This is a genomic window from Furfurilactobacillus curtus (genome assembly GCF_045862785.1).
GTDB classification, from domain to species: Bacteria; Bacillota; Bacilli; order Lactobacillales; family Lactobacillaceae; genus Furfurilactobacillus; species Furfurilactobacillus curtus.
Window position 1 is genome coordinate 1 of the sequence record NZ_BQXO01000064.1, and the last position, 500, is coordinate 500.

The 500-nt window shown below is 50.2% G+C and carries 1 rRNA gene; it reads right to left on the reverse strand.

Going from position 1 to position 500, the window contains the following annotated elements:
* Positions 1-499 (reverse strand): 23S ribosomal RNA (locus ACKTR2_RS10460); the annotation flags it as partial.
* Position 500: the final 1 nt, after the last annotated feature.

A 500-nucleotide genomic window follows, 5' to 3' on the forward strand; every position in this document is an offset into this window, starting at 1 on the left:
TTCACTATCGGTCACTAGGGAGTATTTAGCCTTACGGGATGGTCCCCGCAAATTCCGACGGAATTTCACGTGCTCCGCCGTACTCAGGATCCTGAACTGAGGGACTTTGATTTCGTCTACGTGGCTCTCACACCCTATGGCGACGCTTCCCAACGTCTTCGACTATCAAGGTCCTTGGTAACTCAAATGTTCAGTCCTACAACCCCAAACTGCAAGCAGTCTGGTTTGGGCTCTTCCCCGTTCGCTCGCCGCTACTTAGGGAATCGATTTTTCTTTCTCTTCCTGTTGCTAATGAGATGTTTCAGTTCACAACGTCTACCTTCAACTAGAGTATGTATTCCCCTAGTGATAACCAGCGGTTAAACTGGCTGGGTTCCCCCATTCGGAAATCTCCGGATCAAAGCTTACTTACAGCTCCCCGAAGCATATCGGTGTTAGTCCCGTCCTTCATCGGCTCCTAGTGCCAAGGCATCCACCGTGCGCCCTTGTTAACTTAACCT